This is a genomic window from Micromonospora sp. NPDC051924 (assembly GCF_055586005.1).
Genome location: NZ_JBVJJA010000014.1, coordinates 34,488 through 52,723 on the forward strand (window position 1 = coordinate 34,488; position 18,236 = coordinate 52,723).

Below are 18,236 nucleotides of genomic sequence, written 5' to 3' on the forward strand. Positions count from 1 at the left end.
GAAACCTGCCCGAAACGGGCGCTGCCTAGCGTGGCAACCATGCTGATCGAGCCCCGTCCCGTCACCGACCCCGAGGTCGCCGCCCTGGTCGTCGCCCAGCAGCGCGAGCTGCGCGAAGCCGACGGAGGCCTTGACGGGCAGGTGACCGTCACCCACGACGACATCCACTACCTGGCCGTGGTGGCGGCCGGGCGCGTGGTCGCCTGCGGCGGCATCCAGGCCCTGGACGCCGGCACCGGCGAGCTCAAGCGGATGTACGTGCGGCCGGCGTACCGGGGGCGGGGCATCGCCCGGCAGTTGCTGGCGGCGCTGGAGGAGTTGGCCTTCCGGCAGGGGCACACCACGGTGTGCCTGGAGACCGGCACCTACCTGCCGGCCGCCATCGGCCTCTACCGGTCCTGCGGCTACCAGCCCATCCCGGTGTACGGCGAGTACGTCGACAACCCGTACAGCGTGTGCTTCGCCAAGCGCCTGCCGGTCGCGGCCTGAGGCGTTCTCACGCGCCGGTCGTGGCGTGCGCGGCGGTGACCGGCTTCGACTCCGGGCTGGCATGCTGCCGCAGCACGATGCTCAGCAGGATCAGCACCCCGACGGCGAGGAACTCGCTCTGCCAGTTCTGCATCGACTGGAACCAGAAGTCGCTGGTGCCGAGGAACTGCCAGGCGCTGATCGGGGCCGCCCCGCTCTGCAGTGCCTGCATCTCGTTGTACTCGACCACGCCGCCGAGCAGGTGGCCGAGGAACGAGCCGGCGAAGATCAGCAGCAGTGCGATCGACAGGCTGTTGCGGTAGATGACCAGCGGCAGCCCGCCGGCCCGGACCGGCCAGGGGGAGTCCGGGGTGGCCCGGCGCGCGTCGTCGTCGGGGCGGTCGGTCTGTCCCTCGGGCTTGGATTCGGCCGACCCCTTCTGCACCAGGTACGCGGTGAGCAGTACGTAGCCGCCCATCTGGAGGAACTCCGACTCCCAGTTCTCGAAGACCGCCTCCGCGAAGTGCCCGGTGCCGAGGTACGCCCACCAGCTCAGCGGGGCCGCCCCGTACTGGGCCAGCTCCTCGTTGTGCACCTGCCAGCCGGACACGCTCTGCAACACCAGGAAGATCAGGAACGCGCCGAGCATCGCGACCGTGAGCGCGTTCTCCCGCAACCACCGCGGCATCGCCGGACCTCCTCGTCAGGATCACTCCCCGTGGTGGTCCTCCGTTGCCCCGGGCAATGATCACGCAAACCCGTGCGGCGGCGTGTCGGGCCGTCACCACTCGCCCGGGTGACGCAGGTCAGGGTCGGTCGATCGGGGTGTCCAGCCGGCTGCCGGTGCCCACCTCGTTGTTGAGCAGCAGGCCCACGGCGAGCATCCCGAAGCCGAGGAAGAGGTGCAGCCAGTTGTCCGCGTCGTTGAACGGCACGAAGTTCGCCGCGCTCTCCCGGTCCACCGCGAAGCCGTACAGCCAGATGGCCAGGTAGACGGCGCCGCCGCCGGCCAGGAAGAGGCGGGCCCCGGAGACCGTGCGGGCCAGCACCAGCCCGACCAGGCCGAAGAGCAGGTGCACCAGGTTGTGCAGCACGGAGACCTGGAACAGGCCGATCAGCTTCGCCTCGGAGTGGTGACCGGCGAACGCCAGGTCCCCGTAGTGGGTGGTGAACCCGGGGACGAACCCGAGCACGCCGATCAGCACGAAGACGGCGGCCACCGCGAGGGCGACCTTCTGGAGCGCCGGACGGGACCGGGCCGGAGCGCGTCCGCGCACGTCACGTGCCATCGCTGTCACCTCCGTGGAGCAACCGCCACCCGGGTCGGGCAGACCCTCCATTGTGTGATCAGGGCGGGGCGCTTCCGCAGAGAAATCACGAATCAGGCATGGACCCCACCACGCGGGGTAGGTCAGTTGTCACGCCGAAAGTAATTCGGCGTGATCCCCCGAGCACAACCGCTACGACCATCCGAGCGGAAGGGACACCATGACTTACGATCTGTCACCCACGCCTGCCACGTACGAGTCGACCAACGGCGGCGGGGTTCGCGACCAGGCCCGCCAGGTCGGCTCGGAGGCCGCGAACGCCGGCGGCGCGGTCGCCGAGACCGCCAAGGAGCAGGGCAGGGAGGTCGTCGGCGAGGCGAAGCGGCAGGCCCGCAACCTCTACGGCGAGGCCCGTGACCAGCTGACCACCCAGACCGGCCAGCAGCAGCAGCGTGCCGCGGGCGGGCTCCGCTCGCTGGCCGAGGAGATGCGGTCGATGGCGCAGAACGGTGGCGGCTCCGGCCCGGTCACCGAACTCGCCCACCAGGCCGCCGACCGGGTGCACGGCGTGGCCGGCTGGCTGGAGCAGCGCGAGCCGGGCGACCTCCTCAACGAGGTGAAGAACTACGCCCGCCGCAACCCGGGCACCTTCCTGGTCGGCGCGGCGCTGCTCGGCGTGGTCGCCGGCCGGCTGACCCGGAACATCGCCGCCGTCGGCGACGGCACCGGCCAGCGGGCGTACGACCCGGACCGGACCGCGGTCATCCCGACCTCGCGCGCCGTGCCGGACCAGATCCCGCCGGGCGGCTACCTCGACCCGACCCCCGGCACCTACGCCGAGCCGACCCCCGGCACCTACGCCGAGCCGACCCCCGGCTACTCGGGCCAGGGCGCGACCTACCCCGACCCGGGCACCGCCGGCGGCTACGCCGACCCGGTCGGCGGCACCGGCCAGCCGCTGCCCCCGCCGGAGCGGACCGACCCGCTGCCGGGCGTCCCGTCCAGCGGTGTGAACCGCCGGTGAGCGGCCGAAGCGGCGGAAGGGAGGCGACGGCATGACCGCGCCGACGCAGGGGCCCGGCCTGGACTCCGGCTACCAGCCGGCGGGCGCCCCGCACACCGCGGACGAGGTCCGGGGCAGCTCGATCGGTGAGCTGATGCGCCAGGTGACCGCCGACCTGTCCACGCTGATGCGGCAGGAGGTGGAGCTGGCCAAGGCGGAGATCCGCCAGGAGGGGAAGAAGGCGGGCAAGGCCGCCGGCCTCTTCGGCGGCGCCGGCTTCGGCGGCTACATGGTCGCGCTCTTCCTCTCCATCGCGCTGTGGCAGGCCCTGGACAACGTCATGGATTCGGGCCTGGCCGCGCTGATCGTCGCCGTCATCTGGGCCGTGATCGCCGGGGTCCTCTATTCGATGGGCAAGAAGAACGCCGAGCGGATCCGCGGCCTCAAGCAGACCAACGACAGCGTGCAGCGCATCCCCGACGCGCTCAAGCCGCACCCGGAGGGAGTCACCCGATGAGCACCGACCCCGACCAGATCCGCCGGGACATCGAAGCCACCCGCAGCAACCTGAGCTCGGACGTGGACGCCCTGGCGTACAAGGTCAGCCCGAGCCGCATCGTCGACGACCGCAAGCAGCGCGTCCGCAGCGCGCTCTCCAACGCGAAGGACAAGGTGATGGGAACCGCATCCGACCTGGGCCACACCACCGGCCACCACGCCCACTCGGTGGGCGACCACGCCTCGTCGGCGGGGTCGACCGTCAGCGACAAGGCGCACGCCGCCGCCTCCACCGTCGGCGACGCCGCCCACCGGGCCCCGCAGGTGTTGCGGGAGAAGTCCGAGGGCAACCCGATCGCCGCCGGCGTGATCGCTTTCGGCGTCGGGATGCTGGTCTCCTCGCTGATCCCGGCGACCCGCCGCGAGCAGCAGGTCGCCGCGCAGGTCAAGGAGAAGGCCGCCGAGCACGGCGGGGTGGTGAAGGAGAAGCTGAGCGAGGTCGCCGGCGAGGTCAAGGAGGAGCTGCGGGGGCCGGCCCAGCACGCCGCCGAGTCGGTGAAGGCGACCGCCCAGGACGCCGCGCAGACGGTCAAGGAGGACACCCGGTCCGCCGCGTACGACGTCAAGGACACCGCGCAGCAGTCGCGCGAACAGGTCCGGTATTGACCGTTTCCGCACGCGACAGCTCGCGGTCACTTCCGGCCGGACGCCGGGGAGTGGCCGCGAGCTGTCGCGTGCGGTCGGGCCGACGGCCGTGGCGCTCAGCTCGGCAGCGGGCCGGTGGTCGGGCCTGGGCGGACCGGGACCGGTAGGTCGGCCGCCGCCACCCAGAGCCGCAGCTCGTCGGGCCCGCCCTGGGGTGGGGGCGGGCGGGCGGGCCCGCCCGCGTCGCCGGTCCGCCCGGCCGGCGGGGCGAGCAGGCCGGCCAGCCGCCGGCCCACCAGGGCGCCGGCCACCGTCACCGCCGCGGTCCGCGACCACCGCCCCCGCCGACCGGGGATGAGCGCGGCCGCCGCCGCACCCGCCGCCAGCAGTAGCGCCGGCCCGGGGTACGCATGCATGCGGTCCCTCGCCTCCTCATCAGTTCTGGACAGGGCGGCCGCAGCGTGCCCGAAATTTTGGTGATCAAACCATTTTCCCGTTTCGTTCGCCGGGTGCCGGGTAGCGCTCCGACGTACGGGCGGCCCACCGGCGCCCGGGTGGAGGAGGCGTGATGACCAGCAACGGAACGAGGTGGGCGCTGGCCGCGGCCGCTGCGGGGGCTGCGGTCGGTGTCGGCCGGGCGGTGGCCCGCCGGCGGCGTCGGCAGCGATCCGAGCAGGAGGACGGCTGGTACGTCGTCCACCGGAACATCACCGTGGACCGGCCGATGGACGCGGTGATCGGCTTCTGGACCGACCGGGAACGGCTGGACTGGGCGCTGGCCGAGTGGGCGACCCTGAAGCAGCTCGACGACAACCGCTGGCGGTGCGTGGCCAGAGACCCCGCCGTGGGCGGCGTCGAGTGGCGGGCCGAGGTGACCGTCGACGGCCCGGGCCGGCTGAGCTGGCGGGTGACCGACGGGCCGGTGATCCAACGGGGTCGGGTGGAGCTGGCGCCAATGCCGCAGAACCGGGGAACCGAGATCCGGACCGAGCTGCGCTGGCGGTCCGGCCCGGTACGCCGGGCGCTCGGCCTGGCCGCCGGTCACGATCCGGCGGTGGCCCTGGGTGGCGCGCTGCGCCGGATCAAATCGCTGATCGAGACCGGCCAGGCGCGCGACACCGCCCCGACCCTTCCGGGCGTGGTCCGAGGCAGGAGCAAGTGACCCGGGCGGAGGACGCCCCCGCAGGCCCTCGTGGTCGCGGAGTGACGCGCTGTCGTACCCGCCGTCCATGATGGAGGCCGGTCCCGCCCGACCGGGGTGGGCGGCACGAGGGGGCGCGATGGCGCGCATGATCTGGCACGTCACCATGTCGCTCGACGGGTTCATCGCCCCGCCGGACGACTCGGCCGACTGGATGTTCGGGCACAGCACGGCCGGGCCGCTGGGCGCCGAGACGATGCGCCGCACCGGCGCGATCCTCTCCGGCCGGCGCGGCCTCGATCTCGGCAACCGGCCCGGCGCGGGGGCCCGGGGGATCTACGGTGGGGCCTGGTCCGGGCCGGTCTTCGTGCTGACCCACCGGCCGGCCGAGCCCGTCGACGGGGTCACCTTCCTCTCCGGTGACGTGGTGAAGGCCGCCGACCTCGCCCGGGAGGCGGCCGGCGAGCGGGACGTGGGCGTGTTCGGCGCGGACGTGGCGCGGCAGTGCCTCCGGGCCGGGCTCCTCGACGAGTTGGTCGTGCACCTGGTGCCGGTTCTCCTCGGCGGTGGCGTACGCCTCTTCGACAGCCCGGACCTCGGGTCGGTGGTGCTGCGCAAGACCCGCTGCGACGACTCCGGTCAGATCATCGACCTGGCGTTCGAGGTGGCGCGCTGACGCTCACTCGGTGCGGCGCACCGCGTCGATGAGCAGACCGCTGGGCGGCAGGGCGGGCATCCGACCGAGGTCCAGCGCCAGGTCCTGCGGCGGGACCTGGTAGCTCATCGCGCCGGTGAGGGTGGCGACGGCCCGCTTCATCAGCTCGATGGTGATCCACTCGCCGGCGCAGCGGTGCCCGGTGAAGTGATCGCCCCCGCCCTGCGGCACCAGGCTGAACGCGTCGCCCGACCAGTCGGCGAAGCGTTCCGGCCGGAACCGCTCCGGCTCCGGCCACAGCTCCGGGTGGTGGTTGGTCGCGTACAGGCCGAGCAGGACCCGGCGGCCCTGCGGGAACGGGTACCCCTGCCACTCGAAGGAGCGCCGGACCCGGGCCGCGGCCACCGGGAAGAACGGGTAGTAGCGGCGTACCTCCTGCACGAAGTGCTCGGTGGCGGTGTCATCGCCGCGAACCCTGTCCCGCCAGTCGGGGTGGTCGTGCAGGGCCAGCGCGGCGAAGACCACGAACCGGTCGACGGCGACGGTCGGCCGCAGGATGTTCAGCAGGTCCACCGCCGCGACCCGGGGGGGCAGCGACCGGCCCCGCTCGTCGCGGTGCTCGGCGACCACCCGCAGCGCGCTGCCTTCCGGCGCGGGCAGGCCGCCGGCGCGGACCCGCCCGATCAGGTCCCCGATCCAATGTTCCGCCCGGCGGCGGGCGAGCACGCCCCGCCAGTGCCGGGGGCCGACCGCGGTGGGGCCCTCGATCATGGCGTGCAGCTCGGCGGTACGCCGGGCCACGTCCGCCTCGGCCAGCGGCACCCCGGCCCAGGCGCAGATCGCCCGGGTCAGGATCCGGGCGACCTCGTCGTAGAGCACGACCGGGCCGCGCTCGGCCCAGGCCGGGATCCGGGCCCGCCACTCGTCGTCGACGAGCTGCCCGAGGTGGCGGATCCCGGCGGGCCTCATGATCGACATCAGCATCGCCTTGCGGGCCCGGTGCGCGTCGCCGTCGAGCCCCTGGACGCCACCGACCCCGGTGAGCGTGCGCTGTCCCCGCATCGGCATGGCCCCGTGCCTGATGAAGCGGTCGTTGTCGTAGAACAGCTCGGCGGCCGGGCGTCCGCGCAGGCAGATGGTCGGTTCCAGCAGCAGCCGGGTCTGGATGATATTGCTGCCGTAGCGGTCGCAGCGGTCGCCGACGAACCGGTAGCCCGCGCGGAGGAACGCCAGCGTGCTCTCCGGGCTCCGGTCGGTGGGGATGACGCTCATCGGCTGCTCCTGACGGCGACGCGGCACGGTCTGTGCGCTTCTACCCCGGTCCGGCCGCGTGAATCCCGTCCCGGCGGCCACCCTGCCACCTTCCACCGGCCGGGGGAGGGGCCAGCCCCGGCGCCGAAGCTGGCCCCTCCCAGGACGGCGGAAAGCTGGTTCGCTCAGTTCCGGACCGGCGGCGGGCCGGTCGGGGGACACCGGCGGCGGGGCCGGCCGCGCCGCGGCCGGGCCCGGCGGCGGCACGGAGACGGGGAGGACACGTGCGCGACAAGAGGGCGGCGCGCTGGCGGCAGCGCGGGATGGCGGCCGGGCTCGGCGCGGGCCGGGGCGACCGGGAGGAGACGCTGATCGCGCCGCACCGCCGGGACGTGGCCCGGCCGGCCCGGTTCTTCACCGTGCACCTCGGCTTCGAGGCCGCCGACCTGTCCGTCGCGCGGGAGCTGGCCGTCGCGTACGCCGAGGCGCTGAGCCTGCTCCGCCCGGAGCTGGCGCTCGGTGCCGCGGCCCTCAGCCCGGCGGACGCCTGGCACCGCGCGGAGCGGCTGTTCTGCGGGGCGCCCGGCCCCGACCGCGAACGCTGCGCGGACGTGGCGGGCCACCCCGGCTTCCACCACGCCCCCGGCCTCGGCGGCCTCGGCTGGGGCGACGGTGACTGACCGCCGCCGCTCAGTCCAGGTCGAACTCGCCGTCCTGCGCGCCGCCCACGAAGGCGTCCCACTCGGCCTGGGTGAAGACCAGCACCGGGCCGTCCGGCTCGGCCGAGTTCCGCATTCCGATCAGGTCGTCGACGAAGGCCACCTCGACCGCGCTCTCGGAGGTGTCCCCCTCGGCCCGCTGCCAGACCGCCCGGGAGAGGTCGAAGTCGCCCTTGGGGTGCTGACCCATCGCTGTTCCTCCATCGCCACGCTTACCGGGGAGCCCGTCCGGACCCCCATCGGGCAGGATAAGCGGATGCCGAGCCTGACCCGTGTAGAGGCGACCGCGCGTGGCGCGGTGATTACCGTCGAGTCCTACCAGGTGGACCTCGACCTGACCGGCGACGGCGAGCGGTTCCGCTCCGCCGTCACCATCCGGTTCCGGGCGACCCCCGGCGCCGAGACCTTCGCCGAGGTCAAACCCGCGAAACTCCTCGGGGTACGCCTCAACGACCGCGACCTCGACCCGGGCGCGCTCGAGGACAACCGGCTGCCGCTGACCGGGCTGGCCGCGACGAACACGCTCACGGTCGAGGCCGAGATGGCGTACTCGAACACCGGCGAGGGCATGCACCGGTTCGTCGACCCGGCCGACGGCGAGAGCTACCTCTACGCCATGTCCTTCCTCGACGACGTGCAGCGGATCTTCGCCGCGTTCGACCAGCCCGACCTGAAGGCCCCGGTGACCCTCTCGGTCACCGCCCCGCCGGAGTGGACCGTCGCGGCCAACGGCGCGGTCGCCGCCCGGCCCGCCCCCGGCCGCTGGGAGTTCGCCCCGACCCAGCCCCTGGCCACGTACTTCTTCACGCTGATCGCCGGTCCCTGGCACGTCCGGCAGGACGAGCACGACGGGATCCCGCTCGGCCTCTACTGCCGGCGTTCGCTGGCCGCGCACCTGGACGCCGACGCCGACGAACTCTTCACCGTCACCCGGCAGTGCTTCGACCGGTTCCACGAGCTCTTCACCGAGCGCTACCCGTTCGGCAAGTACGACCAGGCGTTCGTGCCGGAGTTCAACGCCGGCGCCATGGAGAACCCGGGCCTGGTCACCATCCGGGACGACTACGTCTTCCGTTCGGCCGTCACCGACACCCAGCGGGAGCTGCGGGCCACCACCATCGCCCACGAGATGGCGCACATGTGGTTCGGCGACCTGGTCACCATGCGCTGGTGGGACGACCTGTGGCTGAACGAGTCGTTCGCGGAGTACCTCGGCACCCGGGTCACCGCCGAGGCCACCCGCTTCGACCAGGCGTGGACCACCTTCGCGATGCGCCGCAAGGCCTGGGGGTACGCGGCCGACCAGCGTCCCTCCACTCACCCGGTCGCCCCGGAGGAGGTCGCCGACGCCGCCCAGGGCCTGCTCAACTTCGACGGCATCTCGTACGCCAAGGGCGCCAGCGTGCTGCGTCAGCTCGTCGCCTGGCTCGGCGACGACGCCTTCCTCGCCGGCCTGAACGCGCACTTCGCCAAGCACCGGTTCGGCAACGCCACCCTCGCCGACCTGCTCGACAGCCTCGGCGCCGCGAGCGGCCGCGACCTCACCGACTGGGCGGAGCGCTGGCTGCGCCGTCCCCAGGTCAACACGCTGCGGATGGTCACCGCGGTGGACGCCGACGGCCGGTGGGCCGAGGCGGCCGTGGTGCAGACCGCGCCGGAGGCTTACCCGGTGCTGCGCCCGCACCGCATCGGCGTCGCCCGGTACGCCCCGGACGCCCCGACGCGCCGCTTCGAGGTGGACCTCGACCCGGACGCCGATCACGGCCGCACCGAGCTGGCCGAGCTGGTCGGCCACCCGGCCACCGGTCTGCTGCTGCCCAACGCCGGTGACCTCACCTTCGCCAAGATCCGGCTCGACCCGGCCTCGGCGGACGTGGTGCCGATGGTGCTTCCCGCGTTGGACGATCCGCTGGCCCGGGCGCTGCTCTGGGGGGAGGCGCTGGACGCCGCCACCGACGGCGAGCGGCCCGTCGCCGCCGTGGTCGCGCTCATCGCGGCGGCGCTGCCCGCCGAGACCGAGGTGATCATCGCGGAGGACGTGCTCACCCTGAGCCGGAACCTCGTCGACCGCTACCTGGAGCCGTTGGCCCGGGACGCCGCCCTGCTCCGGATCGCCGGGGCCTGCGCCACGCTGCTCGCCACCGCCCCGGCCGGCGGGTCGCTGCAACTCGCTGCGGCCCGGGGGCTGATCGGCGCCACCACCGACACCGGGCTGCTTACCGGCTGGCTGGCCGGCAAGGGCGTGCCGGAGGCGCTGGCCGTGGACGCCGACCTGCGCTGGGCGCTGCTGCAGCGGCTGGTGGTGCTGGGCGCGGCCGGCGAGCCGGAGATCGCCGCCGAGGCGGCTGCCGACCGCAGCGCCACCGGCGCCGAACGGGCTGCGGGCTGCCGGGCCGCCCTGCCCGACGCCGACGCCAAGCGGGTCGCTTGGGAGATCGTCACCAGCAATGCCGAGCTCTCCAACCGCCTCGTCGAGGCCACCGCGGAGGGCTTCTGGCGGCCGGAGCAGGGCGAGCTGACCGCCGGGTACGTCGAGCGGTACTTCGCCGACATGCCGGCGGCGGCGCGGCTGCGTACCCCCTGGACGGCCGACCGGGTGGCCACCCTGGCCTTCCCCCGCTACGCCGTGGCGCAACCCACCCGGGACCTGGCCGCCGCTCTGCTGGCCCGCGACGACCTCACGCCCGGGCTGCGCCGGCGGGTCGTCGACCTCGACGACGACCTGCGCCGCGCGCTGGTGGTCCGGACGGCGGTGGCCGCCGCGGGCGCCTGACCGGTGGCCGGGGTGGCGCACCCAAGCGGTACGCCACCCCGGTGCGGCTCAGCCCAGCGGCGCGCCCGCGGTCACCGGTGCCTCCCAGTCGATGACGTACCGCTGCTCGTGGCCGATCATCTTCTCCGGATTCATGGCGGCCTTGATGAACAGCGGCATGAGCACCGGCATGATCGCCCGGGCCACCGCTCCCGGGGCCTTCGCGTGGTTGATCCGGGCCGCCCGCCTGGCAACCTTCTCCACCCGCTCCCGCCGCAGCCGCTCGTACGCCGCGAAGGCGGACGGGACGTCCGGCAGGTCCCGCAGGCACCGGGCCAGCTGCACGGCGCTCTCGATGGAGAGCGACGCGCCCTGCCCGGAGCTGTTGGAGGGGGCGTGCGCCGCGTCGCCGACCAGTACCATCCGGCCGCGGTGCCAGTGCGGCACCGGCGGCATGATGTGCATCGATCCCACCGTCTGCAGCTCCGCCGCGCTGCTGGTCCGCATCAGGTCCCGGCCCGGGTCGTCGTCGCCGTACGCCCGCCGCAGCGTCGCCAGCCACTCGTCCGGCGGCACCGCGCGGGCCTCGGTGAGGCTCATCGGCCGCTCCTGCGGCAGGTTGACCCCCCACCGGGTGCCACCGCCCGGCTCCGGCCAGTAGAGGTAGTAGCCGCCCCGGCCGAAGGCGAAGGTCATCGTGCCGGGCTCCGCCGCCACCTCGTGCCGGGCCACCGCCTCGAAGCCCAGCACTCCGGTGAACCGGGGGCCGGGGGCGTGCGGGTCGATCAGCGTACGCACGGTCGAGTGGACGCCGTCCGCGCCGATCAGCACGTCCGCGGTGGCCGTGTCGCCGTCGGCAAAGGTGGCGGTCACCCCGTCGGGGGTCTCCCGTACGCCGACCAGGCGCTTGCCGTACGCGATTGTCACGCCCTCGGCGACGGCCCGGTCGTGCAGCACCCGGTGCAGATCGTTGCGGTGCACGACCCGCAGCGGGGGCATCCCGGCCAGGCCGGGCAGGGGGATGTGCTTGCGGCCCGCCGCCATCATCTGCGTGCGGATCGGGGTGGCGATCGCGATGACCGCCTCGTCCGCGCCGACCAGGCGCAGCGCCGCGACGCCGTTCGGGGCGAGGGCGAGCGTTCCGCCTCTGCCGTCGGTGGTGCTCGGGTACGCCTCGTACACCGTGGCGGCGATGCCGGCGCGGTGCAGGGCCAACGCGGTCACCGGGCCGGCGATGCCGCCGCCGATGACGATCGCTGTGCGCACTCTGGACACGGTCCCTCCCAGGGGTAGTCGGTGGTCGTGCGTGCCGAACCCACCTGGCGGGAGCGCCGGTATCCTCGTGGTTGCCGCTTCGGGCGGGCGCCGTCAGGTGTCGGTTCGAGGTAAGGGCCCCGGCGCGGTGTTGGCGCACCGGGCCGGGGCCGTCCGTCAGGTGCTGGTGCCGCTCCCTCCCGCCGGGTCCGGCTCGGGCGGTCCGGCCTCGTGGTAGGCCCGCCACTCGTCCAGCCCGGGGTAGCTGCCCGAGGCGAACTCGGCCAGCAGGGCGCGGATCCAGGCGGCCTCCGCCTCCCGGATCGTCAGGTCGTACTCGTTCTCGACCAGGAACAGCCGGGGCACCAGGCGCGCGTGCTCCGCGTACGCCGCCCGCTCACCCCGGATCCCCTCCTCGAGCAGCGCCAGCCGGGCGCGCAGCAGCGCGGTGGCCTCGTCCGGGTGCAGCGCGGCGAGCACTGACAGGCCGGCCCGGAACGAGGACCGCTCCACGGCCGGGGTGGCGACCAGTTCGCGGGCCCAGTCGACCAGTTCGGCCCGCCCGTCGCCGGTGATCCGGTAGACGGTGCGCTCCGGGCGCCGGCCCTCGCGGACGCTCTCCACGGCCGCGATCAACCCGTGCCGCTCCATGTTGCGCACGACCGTGTAGAAGGACCCCCACTTGATCCCCATGTCCTGGTCCTTGCCGCGGTCCCGGAGGGTGGTGGCCATCTCGTACGGGTGCATCGGGCGCTCGACGAGAACGGCGAGCACGGCCAACGCCGTGAGGTTGCCGACCTTGCGTCGCCCGGCCATGTCACTCCTCCGCTTGACACTCGCTGACGAGTACTCGTAGACGAGTATATGGCTCGCGACCCGTTCGGGGAAGCCCCTTCCGTGGCGCGGGTCGAGCGGCCGGCCCCGCCGGCGGCCGCGGCCGCGCGCCGGGCCGTTCCGGTGGGCCCCGGCAGGGCCGCCTACGATCGCGGGGTGGAGGAAGACATCCGGCGGATCGGCATCATGGGCGGCACCTTCGACCCGATCCACCACGGGCACCTGGTCGCCGCTAGCGAGGTGGCCGACCGGTTCGGCCTGGACGAGGTGGTCTTCGTCCCCACCGGGCAGCCCTGGCAGAAGGCGGACGAGCCGGTCAGCTCGGCCGAGGATCGCTACCTGATGACCGTGATCGCCACCGCCTCCAACCCGCGCTTCCAGGTGAGCCGGGTCGACATCGACCGGGGCGGCCCGACCTACACCGTCGACACGCTCCGTGACCTGCACGCCGAGTACGGCCCGAAGGCCCAGCTCTTCTTCATCACCGGGGCGGACGCGCTGGAACGCATCCTGTCCTGGAAGGACCTGGACGAGGCCCTCGCCCTGGCCCACTTCATCGGGGTGACCCGGCCCGGCTTCGAACTCTCCGACAAGCACCTGCCCGCCGACACGGTCAGCCTGGTCCAGGTCCCCGCCATGTCCATCTCGTCGACCGACTGTCGGGCGCGGGTGGCCCGGGGCGAGCCGGTCTGGTACCTGGTGCCGGACGGTGTGGTGCAGTACATCGCCAAACGGCGGCTCTACCAGCGGTGATTCCGCCCGGAATGCGGGCGTTTGTCCGCGTAATCGACCAGAACTGACAAGTCGTCGCCCCGCCGGGTGTGAGAGGCTTGGAGGGTCGCACGGTTGATCGAAGGAGAACGGTGACAGTTTCCGAACGCGCGCACGAGCTGGCGATGGCCGCGGCCCAGGCAGCGGCCGACAAGAAGGCGCAGGACATCGTCATCATCGACGTCGGCGACCAGCTCGCCATCACCGACGCGTTCGTCCTGGCCGCCGCTCCGAACGAGCGTCAGGTGCTCGCCATCGTCGACGCCATCGAGGAGCGGCTGCTGGAGCTGCCGGAGAAGGCCAAGCCGGTCCGGCGCGAGGGCGAGCGGGGCGGTCGCTGGGTGCTGCTCGACTACGTCGACATCGTGGTGCACGTGCAGCACACCGAGGAGCGCGAGTTCTACGCGCTCGACCGGCTCTGGAAGGACTGCCCGCAGATCCCGTTCGTGGACCGGGACCTGGCCGACTCCGCCGCCGGCACCGCCAGCGCCGAATGACCCGCCTGATCATCTGGCGGCACGGCAACACCGACTGGAACGCCACCAACCGGGTCCAGGGGCAGACGGACGTACCCCTCAACGACCTCGGTCGGGAACAGGCCCGCCTCGCCGCGCCCGTGCTGGCCGCGCTGCGCCCGGACGCCGTCGTCTCCAGCGACCTGCGCCGGGCGGCCGACACCGCCGCGGCGCTCGCCGCGCTCACCGGGCTGCCGGTACGCTCCGACGGCCGGCTGCGGGAGCGGCACTTCGGTCAGTGGCAGGGCCTGGCGCTCACCGAGGTGGCGGAGCGTTTCCCCGACGAGTACGCCCGCTGGCGGGCCGGCGACCCCGACCCGGGCGCGGGCATCGAGACGCTCGACGACCTGGGCAAGCGGCTCGGCGCCGCGTTCCAGGACGCGGCCGACCTGGCCGCCGGCGGGACGGTCGTGGTGACCACCCACGGCGGTGGCGCCCGGCAGGGCGTCGGTCACCTGCTCGGCTGGGACCACGCGGTGCTGCGCACCGTCGGGTCGCTGGCCAACTGCCACTGGACCGAGCTGCGATACGACGACGGTGTGCAGCGGCGCACCGCCCCGGGCTGGCACCTGCGGGCGCACAATGTCGGCCTCGTCACGCAGCCCGCGCCGGCCGACGCGGTCTGAGGCGCGTCGCCCCCGCATCGGCTAGCGTGCCGGGCATGCCCGTCGCGGTCGTCACCGACTCCACCGCCTACCTCCCGCCCGAGCTGGTCCGCGCGCACCGGCTCACCGTCGTCCCACTGACCGTCGTGCTCAACGGCGCGGAGGGGCTGGAGGGCGTCGAGACGTTCCCGGAGGACGCCACCCGGACGTTGAGCGGCCGGCGGGTCTCGGTGAGCACCTCCCGCCCGGCCCCCGAACAGTTCGCCGAGGTCTACCGCACGCTGCTCGCCGGCGGCGCCGACGCCGTGGTCTCCGTGCACCTGTCGGCCGAGCTCTCCGGCACGGTCGAGGCGGCCCGGCTGGCCGCCGCCGAGTTCGGCGACCGGATCGCCGTGGTCGACAGCCGATCCACCGGGATGGGCCTCGGCTTCCCGGTGCTCGCCGCCGCCACGGCCGCCGCCGGGGGCGCGGACCTCGACGGGGTACGCCGGGCCGCGGTCGACGCGATCGACCGGACCACCATCTTTTTCTACGTGGACACGCTGGAGTTCCTGCGTCGGGGCGGCCGGATCAACGCGGCCGAAGCGCTGCTCGGCACCGCCCTCTCGGTGAAGCCGATCATGCACATGCCGGACGGCGCCATCGTGGTCCGGGACAAGGTCCGCACCGCCGGCCGGGGCGTGGCCCGCCTGGTCGACCTGGCGGTCGAGGCGGCCGGCGACGCCGAGGTGGACCTGGCGGTGCACCACCTGGCCGCGCCGCAGCGCGCCGAACAGCTGGTGGCGGCGCTCACCGAGCGGCTCGGCGACCGCCTGCACGACACCTACGTCACCGAGGCCGGGGCGGTGGTCGCCGCGCACGCCGGGCCGGGCCTTGCCTGCGTCGTCATCCACCGCCGCCCGTGATCCACACCGCCTCGTCGAGGTGGCGGCATCCGGTGCGTCCCGGCACCGCCGGTTCGCCGATGTGCCGGTCCGGGACCGGCCCGCACGACCTGGCACGATGAGCTGGTGTCGTATGTGGTGACCGGCGGGGGCCGGGGCGTTGGCCGGGCCGTCGTCGAACGGCTCGCCGCGGACGGCGGCACGGTGGTCGTGGTCGAGCACGACCGGGCGGCGCTGGCCTGGCTCGCCGACCATCCCGCCGCCGACCGGCTGCTCCCGGTGACCGGCGACGCAGGCGACGAGGCGGTCACCGGGCGGGCCGCCGACCTGGCCGAGGCCGCCGCGCCGCTGGCCGGCTGGGTCAACAACGCCGCCGTCTTCCGGGACGCCTCCCTGCACAGCGCGCCCGTCGCCGAGGTCTGCGCGCTGATCGACCGGAACCTGCGCCCCGCCGTGGTCGGCGCCGCCACCGCGGTACGCCGTTTCCTCGCCGCCGGCACCGGAGGCGCGATCGTCAACGTCTCCTCCCACCAGGCCCGCCGGGCGGTGCCGGGGGCCCTGCCGTACGCCACCGCGAAGGCCGCCGTGGAAGGGTTGACCCGGGCGCTCGCCGTGGAGTACGGCCGGCGGGGCATCCGGACCAACGCGGTGGCGCTCGGTTCGATCCACACCGAGCGGCACGACGCCTATCTCGCCGGACTGGCACCGGCCGAGGCGGGCCGGGTCGGGGCGGAACTCGCCCGGCTGCACCCGGTGGGCCGGATCGGGCGTACCGGGGAGGTGGCCGACGTGGTGGCGTTCCTGCTCTCGGCCCAGGCCACCTTCGTCAACGGGGTGACTCTGCCGGTGGACGGGGGCCGGGCGGCGCTCGGCCTCGACCCGGAGGCACACTGAGCACTGTGGATCACCCGCCGATCGTGCTGGTGCACGGCACCCGGTTCGCCCGCGGCCAGTGGCAGCCGCAGCTCGCCGCCCTCGCCGCCGATTTCCCGGTGACGGCCGTCGATCTGCCCGGGCACGGCAGCCGCTCGGCCGAGCCGTGGGACCTGGACCGGGCCGCCGACCTGATCGCCGAGGCGGTCCGTGACCTCGACGCCGGCCCGGCCGTCGTGGTCGGACACTCGCTCGGCGGGTACGTCTCGCTGCACTTCGCGCGGCGGCACCCGGACCTGCTGGCCGGGCTGGTGGTGATGGGCGCGAGCGCGGCCACCACCGGGCCGCTGACCATCCCGTACCGGCTGGTGGCGGCCCTGGTCGCGCGGCTGTCGGCCGACCGGCTCACCCGGTGGAACGATCGGATGCTGCGCCGGCTGTACCCGCCGGAGGTCGTCGCCGCCACCATCGCCGACGGCTACGCCTTCCACACCCTGCCGGTCGCCTGGCGGGACCTGTTCGGCCGGTTCGACGCGGCCAGCCTCGCTGCGGTGCGCGCCCCGGTGCTCATCCTCAACGGGGAACGGGATCTGCTGTTCCGCACCGGCGCGCGGGCGTTCGCGCGGGCCCGTCCCGGCGCCCGGATCGAACTGATCCCGGGTGCGGCGCACCTGGCCAACTTCGACGCCCCGGCCGCCGTCACGGACGCCGTACGCCGCTTCGCCCGGGAGCTGTCGCCGGCTCGCTAGTGTCCCGCGTCTGAAATTCGCCGACAATATCGGGCGAGGGAGTCGAGGATTTCCTCGGCGGTCTTGGTCCACACGAACGGTTTCGGGTTGTGGTTCCAGTCCTGGATCCAGGCTCGGATGTCGGTTTCGAGGGCTTGGACGCTCTTGTGGACGCCGCGGCGGATGAGTTGTTCGGTGAGGTAGCCGAACCAGCGTTCGACCTGGTTGATCCAGGAGGATCCGGTCGGGGTGAAGTGCACGTGGAAGCGGGGGTGGCGGGCCAGCCAGGCTTTGATGGCGGGGGTTTTGTGGGTGCCGTAGTTGTCGCAGATCAGGTGGACGTCCAGCTCGGCCGGCACCGTCTTGTCGATCGTGGTCAGGAACTTCTTGAACTCGGTGGCGCGGTGCTGGCGGTGCAGTTCGCTGATCACGGTGCCGTCGGCGATGTTGAACGCGGCGAACAGGCTGGTGATGCCGTTGCGCACGTAGTCGTGGGTGCGCCGCTCAGGCATGCCGGGCATCATCGGCAGCACCGGTTGCGACCGGTCGAGTGCTTGGACCTGGCTCTTCTCGTCCACGCAGAGGACCACCGCCCGCTCGGGCGGGTTGTGGTACAGCCCCACCACGTCGACGACCTTGTCCACGAACAGCGGGTCGGTGGACAGCTTGAACGTCTCCGCCCGGTGCGGTTTGAGGCCGAAGTCGCGCCAGATCCGCCCGATCGTGGACTTCGACAGCCCGGACCGTGCGGCCATCGACGCCCGCGACCAGTGCGTGGCGTTGCGCGGGGTCTGCTCCAGGGTCGCCACCACCACGTCCTCGACCTGATCCAGCCTGACCGACGGCGGACGGCCCGGCCGGTCCTCATCGACAAGGCCGTCCAACCGCCGAGCAAGAAACCGCGACCGCCACTTACCGACCGTGGTGCGGTCCACCCCAAGCCGCTCAGCGACCTCCACATTGGATGCGCCGTCGGCACACGCCAACACGATCCGACACCGCAACGCGAGGGCCTGCGAAGACTTCGCCCGTTGCGACCAACGCCGCAACGTCGACCGCTCATCCTCGCTGAGAATCAACTCGGCCTTCGGACGCCCACGACCCGCCATTCACACAGCCTACAATTAGACGGCGAATTTCAGACGCACGACACTAGCACACCGTTAGCATGATCAGGGCGTCGTCCACAGCCCCGTCCGCCGTCCACAGCGGAGCCTCGTCGCGGTGATCCGCACCCGTGACCGCCGTAGCGTCCCGAGCCGTGCCAGACGACGAGGAGACGCGGGTACGGCAGCGCCTCGCCCGACTGTTCGACCGGGCCGGGCGGCATCCCGCCCCGGCGGCCACCCGGTCCGCTGTCGTGTCCGCCGAC

General features: G+C 73.5%; 22 protein-coding genes. 14 read left to right on the top strand and 8 right to left on the bottom strand.

The annotated features are described in order from the left end of the window. Nucleotides 1-39: 39 nt before the first annotated feature. Nucleotides 40-489: a GNAT family N-acetyltransferase gene (locus tag ACZ6S5_RS13580; RefSeq protein WP_466000355.1), complete on the top strand. Its 450-nt coding sequence runs from the start codon at nt 40-42 to the stop codon at nt 487-489. 7 nt (nt 490-496) lie between these two features. Here ACZ6S5_RS13580 and ACZ6S5_RS13585 read toward each other — a convergent pair whose 3' ends face one another. Then, a complete protein-coding gene (locus ACZ6S5_RS13585; protein WP_466000357.1) occupies nt 497-1,156 on the bottom strand; it encodes a DUF6766 family protein in 660 nt (219 codons plus the stop codon). 118 nt (nt 1,157-1,274) lie between these two features. After that, a complete protein-coding gene (locus tag ACZ6S5_RS13590; RefSeq protein WP_466000359.1) occupies nt 1,275-1,757 on the bottom strand; it encodes a DUF4383 domain-containing protein in 483 nt (160 codons plus the stop codon). 199 nt (nt 1,758-1,956) lie between these two features. Between ACZ6S5_RS13590 and ACZ6S5_RS13595 the strand changes: the two genes are divergently transcribed. From ACZ6S5_RS13595 to ACZ6S5_RS13605, 3 genes are read left to right on the top strand one after another with little or no spacing between them, the layout of a single operon-like run. Then, nucleotides 1,957-2,760 (top strand): hypothetical protein, encoded by an 804-nt coding sequence (locus ACZ6S5_RS13595; RefSeq protein ID WP_466000361.1) that lies wholly within the window; start codon nt 1,957-1,959, stop codon nt 2,758-2,760. A 31-nt stretch (nt 2,761-2,791) separates the two neighbouring features. Then, a complete protein-coding gene (locus ACZ6S5_RS13600; protein WP_466000362.1) occupies nt 2,792-3,256 on the top strand; it encodes a phage holin family protein in 465 nt (154 codons plus the stop codon). Beyond that, on the top strand, nt 3,253-3,903 hold the full coding sequence (locus ACZ6S5_RS13605; RefSeq protein ID WP_466000364.1) for a DUF3618 domain-containing protein: 651 nt from the start codon (nt 3,253-3,255) through the stop codon (nt 3,901-3,903). Before ACZ6S5_RS13600 ends, ACZ6S5_RS13605 begins: the two co-directional genes overlap by 4 nt. 95 nt (nt 3,904-3,998) lie before the next feature. Here ACZ6S5_RS13605 and ACZ6S5_RS13610 read toward each other — a convergent pair whose 3' ends face one another. After that, nucleotides 3,999-4,298: a hypothetical protein gene (locus ACZ6S5_RS13610; protein ID WP_466000366.1), complete on the bottom strand. Its 300-nt coding sequence runs from the start codon at nt 4,296-4,298 to the stop codon at nt 3,999-4,001. 152 nt (nt 4,299-4,450) lie between these two features. On the opposite strand from ACZ6S5_RS13610, the gene ACZ6S5_RS13615 reads away from it, so the two are divergent. Together ACZ6S5_RS13615 and ACZ6S5_RS13620 are read left to right on the top strand one after the other, a co-directional pair. Then, nucleotides 4,451-5,044 (top strand): SRPBCC family protein, encoded by a 594-nt coding sequence (locus ACZ6S5_RS13615; RefSeq protein ID WP_466000367.1) that lies wholly within the window; start codon nt 4,451-4,453, stop codon nt 5,042-5,044. Nucleotides 5,045-5,162: 118 nt separating this feature from the next. Further along, complete coding sequence (locus ACZ6S5_RS13620) at nt 5,163-5,699, top strand: dihydrofolate reductase family protein (RefSeq protein WP_466000368.1); 537 nt, start codon at nt 5,163-5,165, stop codon at nt 5,697-5,699. A gap of 3 nt (nt 5,700-5,702) precedes the next feature. Here ACZ6S5_RS13620 and ACZ6S5_RS13625 read toward each other — a convergent pair whose 3' ends face one another. After that, entirely contained in the window at nt 5,703-6,950 is a 1,248-nt protein-coding gene (locus tag ACZ6S5_RS13625; protein WP_466000369.1) for a cytochrome P450, read from the bottom strand. 263 nt (nt 6,951-7,213) lie between these two features. Between ACZ6S5_RS13625 and ACZ6S5_RS13630 the strand changes: the two genes are divergently transcribed. After that, entirely contained in the window at nt 7,214-7,609 is a 396-nt protein-coding gene (locus ACZ6S5_RS13630) for a hypothetical protein (RefSeq protein ID WP_466000370.1), read from the top strand. A 10-nt stretch (nt 7,610-7,619) separates the two neighbouring features. On the opposite strand, the gene ACZ6S5_RS13635 is transcribed toward ACZ6S5_RS13630, so the two are convergent. After that, on the bottom strand, nt 7,620-7,838 hold the full coding sequence (locus ACZ6S5_RS13635) for a DUF397 domain-containing protein (RefSeq protein ID WP_466000371.1): 219 nt from the start codon (nt 7,836-7,838) through the stop codon (nt 7,620-7,622). Nucleotides 7,839-7,904: 66 nt separating this feature from the next. On the opposite strand from ACZ6S5_RS13635, the gene pepN reads away from it, so the two are divergent. Next, nucleotides 7,905-10,421, top strand: a complete 2,517-nt coding sequence (gene pepN, locus ACZ6S5_RS13640) for an aminopeptidase N (RefSeq protein ID WP_466000372.1) — start codon at nt 7,905-7,907, stop codon at nt 10,419-10,421. A gap of 48 nt (nt 10,422-10,469) precedes the next feature. Here pepN and ACZ6S5_RS13645 read toward each other — a convergent pair whose 3' ends face one another. Together ACZ6S5_RS13645 and ACZ6S5_RS13650 are read right to left on the bottom strand one after the other, a co-directional pair. After that, nucleotides 10,470-11,666: an FAD-dependent oxidoreductase gene (locus tag ACZ6S5_RS13645; protein ID WP_466000373.1), complete on the bottom strand. Its 1,197-nt coding sequence runs from the start codon at nt 11,664-11,666 to the stop codon at nt 10,470-10,472. A 165-nt stretch (nt 11,667-11,831) separates the two neighbouring features. After that, entirely contained in the window at nt 11,832-12,470 is a 639-nt protein-coding gene (locus tag ACZ6S5_RS13650; RefSeq protein ID WP_466000375.1) for a PadR family transcriptional regulator, read from the bottom strand. Between the two features lie 174 nt (nt 12,471-12,644). On the opposite strand from ACZ6S5_RS13650, the gene nadD reads away from it, so the two are divergent. The 6 genes from nadD (at nt 12,645) to ACZ6S5_RS13680 (ending at nt 16,885) form a co-directional block, all read left to right on the top strand. Further along, nucleotides 12,645-13,241, top strand: a complete 597-nt coding sequence (nadD, locus tag ACZ6S5_RS13655) for a nicotinate-nucleotide adenylyltransferase (RefSeq protein WP_466000377.1) — start codon at nt 12,645-12,647, stop codon at nt 13,239-13,241. 110 nt (nt 13,242-13,351) lie between these two features. After that, nucleotides 13,352-13,756, top strand: coding sequence for a ribosome silencing factor (rsfS, locus tag ACZ6S5_RS13660; RefSeq protein WP_091197022.1), 405 nt, complete (start codon nt 13,352-13,354; stop codon nt 13,754-13,756). Beyond that, the gene (locus tag ACZ6S5_RS13665; RefSeq protein ID WP_466000379.1) at nt 13,753-14,400 is read left to right on the top strand and encodes a histidine phosphatase family protein; all 648 of its coding nucleotides are present in this window, start codon (nt 13,753-13,755) and stop codon (nt 14,398-14,400) included. Before rsfS ends, ACZ6S5_RS13665 begins: the two co-directional genes overlap by 4 nt. Nucleotides 14,401-14,435: 35 nt before the next feature. After that, on the top strand, nt 14,436-15,284 hold the full coding sequence (locus ACZ6S5_RS13670; RefSeq protein ID WP_466000381.1) for a DegV family protein: 849 nt from the start codon (nt 14,436-14,438) through the stop codon (nt 15,282-15,284). 105 nt (nt 15,285-15,389) lie between these two features. After that, entirely contained in the window at nt 15,390-16,157 is a 768-nt protein-coding gene (locus tag ACZ6S5_RS13675; protein WP_466000383.1) for an SDR family NAD(P)-dependent oxidoreductase, read from the top strand. A 5-nt stretch (nt 16,158-16,162) separates the two neighbouring features. Beyond that, nucleotides 16,163-16,885 (top strand): alpha/beta fold hydrolase, encoded by a 723-nt coding sequence (locus tag ACZ6S5_RS13680; protein ID WP_466000385.1) that lies wholly within the window; start codon nt 16,163-16,165, stop codon nt 16,883-16,885. Here ACZ6S5_RS13680 and ACZ6S5_RS13685 read toward each other — a convergent pair. Next, nucleotides 16,882-17,973 carry an IS630 family transposase gene (locus ACZ6S5_RS13685; RefSeq protein WP_466000387.1) on the bottom strand — a complete coding sequence of 364 codons (1,092 nt, stop codon included), beginning with the start codon at nt 17,971-17,973 and terminating at the stop codon, nt 16,882-16,884. The genes ACZ6S5_RS13680 and ACZ6S5_RS13685 overlap by 4 nt on opposite strands. Between the last annotated feature and the right edge of the window lie 263 nt (nt 17,974-18,236).

What these genes read in the sequence shown, in the direction of transcription:
- ACZ6S5_RS13650 (WP_466000375.1), bottom strand. Translation starts at nt 12,470, where the DNA reads ATGGCCGGGCGACGCAAGGTCGGCAACCTCACGGCGTTGGCCGTGCTC.
- ACZ6S5_RS13585 (WP_466000357.1), bottom strand. Translation starts at nt 1,156, where the DNA reads ATGCCGCGGTGGTTGCGGGAGAACGCGCTCACGGTCGCGATGCTCGGC.
- ACZ6S5_RS13600 (WP_466000362.1), top strand. Translation starts at nt 2,792, where the DNA reads ATGACCGCGCCGACGCAGGGGCCCGGCCTGGACTCCGGCTACCAGCCG.
- ACZ6S5_RS13595 (WP_466000361.1), top strand. Translation starts at nt 1,957, where the DNA reads ATGACTTACGATCTGTCACCCACGCCTGCCACGTACGAGTCGACCAAC.
- ACZ6S5_RS13620 (WP_466000368.1), top strand. Translation starts at nt 5,163, where the DNA reads ATGGCGCGCATGATCTGGCACGTCACCATGTCGCTCGACGGGTTCATC.
- ACZ6S5_RS13635 (WP_466000371.1), bottom strand. Translation starts at nt 7,838, where the DNA reads ATGGGTCAGCACCCCAAGGGCGACTTCGACCTCTCCCGGGCGGTCTGG.
- ACZ6S5_RS13610 (WP_466000366.1), bottom strand. Translation starts at nt 4,298, where the DNA reads ATGCATGCGTACCCCGGGCCGGCGCTACTGCTGGCGGCGGGTGCGGCG.
- ACZ6S5_RS13580 (WP_466000355.1), top strand. Translation starts at nt 40, where the DNA reads ATGCTGATCGAGCCCCGTCCCGTCACCGACCCCGAGGTCGCCGCCCTG.
- ACZ6S5_RS13685 (WP_466000387.1), bottom strand. Translation starts at nt 17,973, where the DNA reads ATGGCGGGTCGTGGGCGTCCGAAGGCCGAGTTGATTCTCAGCGAGGAT.
- ACZ6S5_RS13625 (WP_466000369.1), bottom strand. Translation starts at nt 6,950, where the DNA reads ATGAGCGTCATCCCCACCGACCGGAGCCCGGAGAGCACGCTGGCGTTC.
- ACZ6S5_RS13605 (WP_466000364.1), top strand. Translation starts at nt 3,253, where the DNA reads ATGAGCACCGACCCCGACCAGATCCGCCGGGACATCGAAGCCACCCGC.
- ACZ6S5_RS13665 (WP_466000379.1), top strand. Translation starts at nt 13,753, where the DNA reads ATGACCCGCCTGATCATCTGGCGGCACGGCAACACCGACTGGAACGCC.
- ACZ6S5_RS13590 (WP_466000359.1), bottom strand. Translation starts at nt 1,757, where the DNA reads ATGGCACGTGACGTGCGCGGACGCGCTCCGGCCCGGTCCCGTCCGGCG.
- ACZ6S5_RS13615 (WP_466000367.1), top strand. Translation starts at nt 4,451, where the DNA reads ATGACCAGCAACGGAACGAGGTGGGCGCTGGCCGCGGCCGCTGCGGGG.
- ACZ6S5_RS13670 (WP_466000381.1), top strand. Translation starts at nt 14,436, where the DNA reads ATGCCCGTCGCGGTCGTCACCGACTCCACCGCCTACCTCCCGCCCGAG.
- pepN (WP_466000372.1), top strand. Translation starts at nt 7,905, where the DNA reads ATGCCGAGCCTGACCCGTGTAGAGGCGACCGCGCGTGGCGCGGTGATT.